Genomic DNA, 5773 nt, shown 5'->3' with positions numbered 1-5773 from the left:
CCTTAGAAAAAAGAGAGTTTCGGTCCGCGAAGACCGATGTACTGTTGCAATGGAGTTGTCGGTTTACCCGCATCCGCATTGGCTTTAAGATCCGTAAAGATACTCACTAAGTGTGCTTTGGTCAAGTCACGTCCACCTAATCCATAGACGTAGTTTGTCAATACCGCTTTAGTATCAGCATTGAACAATGAACCTGAAAGCTCATTAAATAATGCACCCATAGCGCCGTGAGGGCTAGAACGATCCAATGCAGCAACTGCTTTTACACCGCTCAAGGCCGCTACAATTTGCTCTAATGGCCACGGACGGAAAACACGGATACCGACAACACCGGCTTTGATACCATGCTGTGCACGCATCTCTTTTGCTACTTCACGCGCTGTTTCTACTGATGTTCCCATACAAACAACCGATACTTCCGCATCTTCCATGTCGTATGATTCAACAATATTGTATTTACGTCCGCTCAATTTTTCAAAATCATCGAATGCGGCTTGAATTTTTGGCAACACAGCTGTCATCAGGGCATGTTGTTGACGCGCTTTATGTTCAAAATGCCAATCTTCTTCCGTTTGAACGCCGTGAGTTACTGGATGATCAAGATCGAGCATATCATTCATCGGTTGATATTGACCCACAAAATTGTATGCGACTTCATCACTTAGAGTGTGAACCCCTTGCGCTGTATGTGATGTCATAAAGCCGTCTTGGTTAACGATTGCCGGCAAACGAACATCATGATCTTCCGCTACTTTGAAAGCGATAAAGTTCAAATCGTATGCCTCTTGAGGACAATAAGCTCCGAATTGGATCCAACCGCTGTCACGCCCCATGTACATATCAGAGTGGTCACCGTTAACATTAAGTGGAGCACCGATAGCACGGTTTACCAAATTTAGAATGATTGGAAGTCGCATACCTGATGCAGAGTACAACGTCTCCAACATCAATGCGAATCCTTGTGAACTGGTCGCCGTTGCTACACGTCCGCCCGCAGCTGCCGCACCGATACAACATGACATTGCACCGTGTTCTGATTCGGTCATAACAAATTCGCCGTCAACATAGCCATTTGCTTTAAAACCGGCATATCCTTCAACTATAGGAGTCGATGGAGTAATCGGGTATGCCGCAACAACGTCAACTTGTACTTGACGAAGCGCTTGGCTTGCCGCCATATTACCGTCCCATACCTCAATATCGCGTAGTTCGATTGTATCAGCCATTAGTCTTCCTTCACTTCAGCATCAGCTTTTTTCTCTTTTTTAGGCCATTCTACTAGGGCATCTTCTTCATCTTTTTGTTCTGGGAACATTAAAAGAGATTTCGGGTTTGTCGGACACACTTGAACACAAATTCCGCACCCTTTACAATGGTCGAAATCGATACCGACCATTTTTTTATCACGCGATATGATTGACATATCAGGGCAATATATCCAGCAAAATTGACAATCGATACAATAGTCTTTGTTAAACAAAGGCTTTTCAATACGCCAGTCAGCAACACTCGCGGTAAACGAGCTTGATTGTGAATAAGGGCGATTTTCAGGGAGTGTTGTAGCTATGTCTTTTACCGCTCCCTCAAATGTTCGGAGCATGGCACCGATTTCGAACCCATCCCATCCTTGTTTTTCCATCATGTGCTCCTTATTTCACTTCATCATATGCGCGTTGAATCGCGATCATGTTGGCATCGATAATTTTTTGTGGTAATTTTTTAAGTACACGAATCATATTTTCTTTGAAAAAATCCATTTCATACATTCCCGATACTTTCATCAATGCACCCAGCATTGGGGTATTAGGGATCGCTTTTCCAATCGTCTCTTGTGAAATTTTAATACAATCGACCGTAAAAACTTTTTTCCCTGCCAATTTTGGCTGAGAAGCGACAAGTTCTTCTGTACTCATATGGGTTGTAATGATATAAACCGTATTTTCTTTTTCATTTGCTGTAATATCAGCAACGTATACCAATGCTGGGTCAATAACTAAAACATAGTCCGGACTCATAAATTTTTCGTGGTTTAGGATGACTTTATCATCAACGCGATTGTACGCTGTCATCGCTGCTCCACGTTTTGCTGATCCGTAAAACGCAAATGCCTGAACATGCTTACCGGTGGTGGATACAACGTCAGCCAGACCTTTTGCACCTGTTACAGCACCTTGTCCGGCTCGACTATGCCATCGAATCTCTAGCATGAATTCTCCCTCTGACTTAAGTTTAAGTTGAATTTTATCAATACGTGTATTCTATGAAAGTTGCTCTTAAATGTAGCTTTTCACTATTTTAGAGATGACAATCCAAAGCAAAAATGTTACTTTCAGCCCCTCTGAGCGATATATTTGACCGCTTCAAGTGAATTAGGTTTTATAATATTGGTCAACGTTCTCAATTGTTCCTCATTCTCATATCCGCTTGTTACTGCTACACACCCTATTCCAGCGCGATTAGAAGCTTCAACATCCAGTCTCGTATCTCCGATCATCCAGACGGAAGAGTTTGTTCCCCCCATTTGCTCCAGCGCCTTAAAAATTGGCTCAGGGTGGGGTTTAGGATTCTCCACGTGCTCACGTCCAATCAACACTTCAAAATACTCCATCATCCCAAAATGCTCCATTAGCTCCCGTGAATAGAGCCCTGTTTTCGTCGTTACGATCCCCAAACGGGCAAACGTAGCTGCCTCACAAACCGCATCCAGTGCATAAGGTAAAAGAATCGTTTTTTGACGCGAAATTTCTCGGTAATAGAGTTTGTAGGTAGCGATGTGGGCATCTATGTGCTCTAAGTCGATTCCGATACCTGCGAACATCGTCTCCAATGTGTGCCCGATCTGTGAGGTTATCATCGTATCACTCACCGCCATTTCGCCTCCATGGATACGAAGTGAGTGGTGAAAACTCTCTAAAATCGCTTCGGTCGAGTCGATCAAAGTTCCATCCAAATCGAATAATATTATAGGTTTCATTTTTTCTCCCAGTCAATGTAATCTTCCCAAATACCGTTAATACTCGGTTTTATCCCCTTAACCCGACGGTTAAAGACGTTGATTTCATTGGGAATGACCAAAAATAGATACGGATTATCCCCCACAATCTGACCAAAGATTTGGCGTTGTAAGGAGGCGATTTTCTCAGTATCGGTTGAGCTCTCCATTTGTTCAATCAATCTATCCGTTTGCTTTGAGTGGTACCCTATGAGATTGAAACCTCCCGCTACGTCACTATCACTATGCCATAGCGCGTACGGATCAGGGGTTAGAGATAACGACCACCCCAGCAATACCGTATCGAATTTACGCGGAGATACCACCGTATTCAAAAATGCTTGCCACTCCATCACCCGCAATGTCACTTTGACCCCGACATCCAGAAGCTGTCGCTGCAAAATCTCTGCCGCATACGGGCGGATCGCATTGGAGTTTGAGGTGGCGATTTCAAATTCCAGAGGATGATCTTTGGTATAACCCGCTGATTTTAAAAGCGCTTTTGCCCGAACCAAATCCTGTTTGGGTGCTTTTACCTGATCATTAAAACCTTTACTCCCCGGTAAAAAAGGGCCGGTGCAAACATTGCCGTGTTTTAAAAACAATACATCGATCAATGCCTCTCGATCAATCGCTAACGACAACGCTTCACGAACACGTAGATCTTGAAATTTTTTGAGACGAAGGTTAAAGCCCAAATAGGTATAGCTGTGAGAGGGAAGTTCCAGCGTCGAAAATTGTTTGTGAAATGATCTATCCAACTGCCGTTCATACTGCATCGGATCGAGTCCGTCCACATCCATTTGTCCCGATTTTAGCATTAAAAACCGTGTCATCGGATCGCTGATCACATGAAAAACAATTTTTTCAATCTTCGGTTTGTGCTCAAAATAGTTGGGATTGGCTTCTAGTACTACTTGTTTTGAAAATTCCAATTTTTTAAGGATATAAGGACCCGTCCCGATGGGGTGAGTATTAAATTTAGACCCCATAATGTCTTTGTCATTTTTCAACAGATGCTCGGGGACAATCCCCATCATCCACACTTCCAATGCTTTGAAATAAGGCTTTTCATACGCTACACGCAAGGTATAATCATCAATGACGGTGACACTCTTGATAACCCGAAAATCAGAGGCATAAGGGGTAATCGTTGTCGGTGCTTTGATCAGGTTGTAGGTAAAGCGGACATCCGAAGCGCTAAAAGCTCTCCCATCATGCCATTTCACCCCATGCCGCAATTTAAACTCAATGAGTGTCGGGGTGACAAAACGGTACGATTCAGCCAAATCGCCGATGATTTTTTGACCGCTCTCATCATATTTCACCAGCGAATTAAACAAAAACCCCGCGATGGAGGAGCTCGCCGAATCGGTGGCGATCAAGGGATTTAGGCGAGCGGGATTCGAGGAAGCACTCAGATGAAGGGTCGAAGCGATCAGCCAGACGCTTTGTAAAAGGAGTAGTAAAAATTTCAATCTATCCCCTCTTCTGCCATCGCTCTATCGTATAAACAATCAAAGAGATGATAAACCATGCCATCACCATCGTAATAAACGTATGGCTGAGGAAATGGTCCCCAATAAGCATCTTATAGCTTCCCATGCTCCATCCGATAGCCATTGCTACCGATCCGGCGAGTATTTTTGCTTTACGGGTACGAAACAAGTAGATGAGTGACAACAAAGCGAATCCGCCACTCGCATGACCTGCGGGCCAGCATTTGATTTTCCCTTCTTGGCAAAACGTGCTTGGGTATTTCTCCCATACACAGGTATGAGGATAATTTCCACCGTAGATTTCCAAATTTTTTGGACAAGGGAGATTGGTCAAAGCTTTGAAACTACCCACGACCAAAGGGACAAAAATCGCAGATAAAACAACGATTACCAACCCTCGACGATACTGTGCCAAAAACGGCTTCTTCCACCAAAGAATCAATCCGATCAAAACGAGTACATTAAGGATAATAATAAGCCGTTTGATCCCGTCATAAAATATAAATTTTAAAATCGGTTCATCACGATCAAGAAGCCATTTATTCTCTAGCGGATTATAAAAATGATTTTGTACCCAAATATCAGTACCGCTTAGACCAAAAAAGATTACGCTTAGGGTGAGTGCAATCGCACTCACCCATAACTGCTTAGCGACCGACATGCAGTAGATCGAGTTCTGGTTTGTAAATAGTCGTATTAACCTCTAAATATCCCAAAAGAGTATGAAAGAGTGAATCGTGCGTTTGAGGCTCTTTCGCAGAAGAGGCGATTTTAGCTTTATCGATGTTAAATTGTTTACCAAACCACATCACGGCGGGAACGTGCTTTTGCGCTTCAGGAGCGATATTATACGGGAATCCATGAAGATATAATCCGTTTTCCCCCAACGACTCTCCGTGATCGCTGAGATAGAACATCCCTGTCGCAAACTTCTCATCATTTCCTTTGAGGAAACCGATCACTTTCGTTAAAAAGGTATCGGTGTAGAGGATGGTATTGTCATACGCATTGGTAATCTCCTCTTTAGAACACTGCTCGAGCTGATTGGTTTTACACACCGGCGTGTACTTCTCGAACGCTTTGGTATAGCGTTTATAATACGCTGGACCGTGGTTCCCCATCTGATGCAAGACAATCAGGATGTCCCCTTTCGGATGAGCTTCTATATACTCATTCAATCCGACTAGCATCCCCTCGTCTCGGCACTCTTCATCGCAAATCGTATTGTTTTTCGGACTTTGATAATCTTCATAGGTTACACGATCTGCAACCCCTTTGGAAT

At 43.5% G+C, this 5773-nt stretch carries 7 protein-coding genes; all 7 read right to left on the bottom strand.

Features of this window, described 5'->3' with window-relative positions; genetic code table 11:
- Positions 1-2: 2 nt before the first annotated feature.
- Positions 3-1226: a 2-oxoacid:ferredoxin oxidoreductase subunit alpha gene (locus JZU62_RS04285; protein WP_295012242.1), complete on the bottom strand. Its 1224-nt coding sequence runs from the start codon at positions 1224-1226 to the stop codon at positions 3-5.
- Complete coding sequence (locus tag JZU62_RS04280) at positions 1226-1639, bottom strand: 4Fe-4S dicluster-binding protein (protein WP_295012241.1); 414 nt, start codon at positions 1637-1639, stop codon at positions 1226-1228. Before JZU62_RS04280 ends, JZU62_RS04285 begins: the two co-directional genes overlap by 1 nt.
- Before the next feature lie 10 nt (positions 1640-1649).
- Positions 1650-2207, bottom strand: coding sequence for a pyruvate flavodoxin oxidoreductase subunit gamma (locus JZU62_RS04275; RefSeq protein ID WP_295012240.1), 558 nt, complete (start codon positions 2205-2207; stop codon positions 1650-1652).
- Between the two features lie 122 nt (positions 2208-2329).
- A complete protein-coding gene (locus tag JZU62_RS04270; protein WP_295012238.1) occupies positions 2330-2974 on the bottom strand; it encodes an HAD family hydrolase in 645 nt (214 codons plus the stop codon).
- Positions 2971-4470 (bottom strand): peptide-binding protein, encoded by a 1500-nt coding sequence (locus JZU62_RS04265; protein WP_295012236.1) that lies wholly within the window; start codon positions 4468-4470, stop codon positions 2971-2973. Before JZU62_RS04265 ends, JZU62_RS04270 begins: the two co-directional genes overlap by 4 nt.
- A gap of 1 nt (position 4471) precedes the next feature.
- Positions 4472-5128, bottom strand: coding sequence for a phosphatase PAP2 family protein (locus tag JZU62_RS04260; protein WP_295012234.1), 657 nt, complete (start codon positions 5126-5128; stop codon positions 4472-4474).
- Between the two features lie 10 nt (positions 5129-5138).
- A partial coding sequence (locus tag JZU62_RS04255; protein ID WP_295012232.1) for a sulfatase-like hydrolase/transferase occupies positions 5139-5773 on the bottom strand: 635 nt, incomplete at its 5' end.

This window comes from Sulfuricurvum sp. (assembly GCF_019163035.1).
In the GTDB taxonomy this organism is placed as follows: Bacteria; Campylobacterota; Campylobacteria; order Campylobacterales; family Sulfurimonadaceae; genus Sulfuricurvum.
Note: the sequence above shows the minus strand (reverse complement) of the source record. Positions and strands in the feature narration are given on the sequence as shown.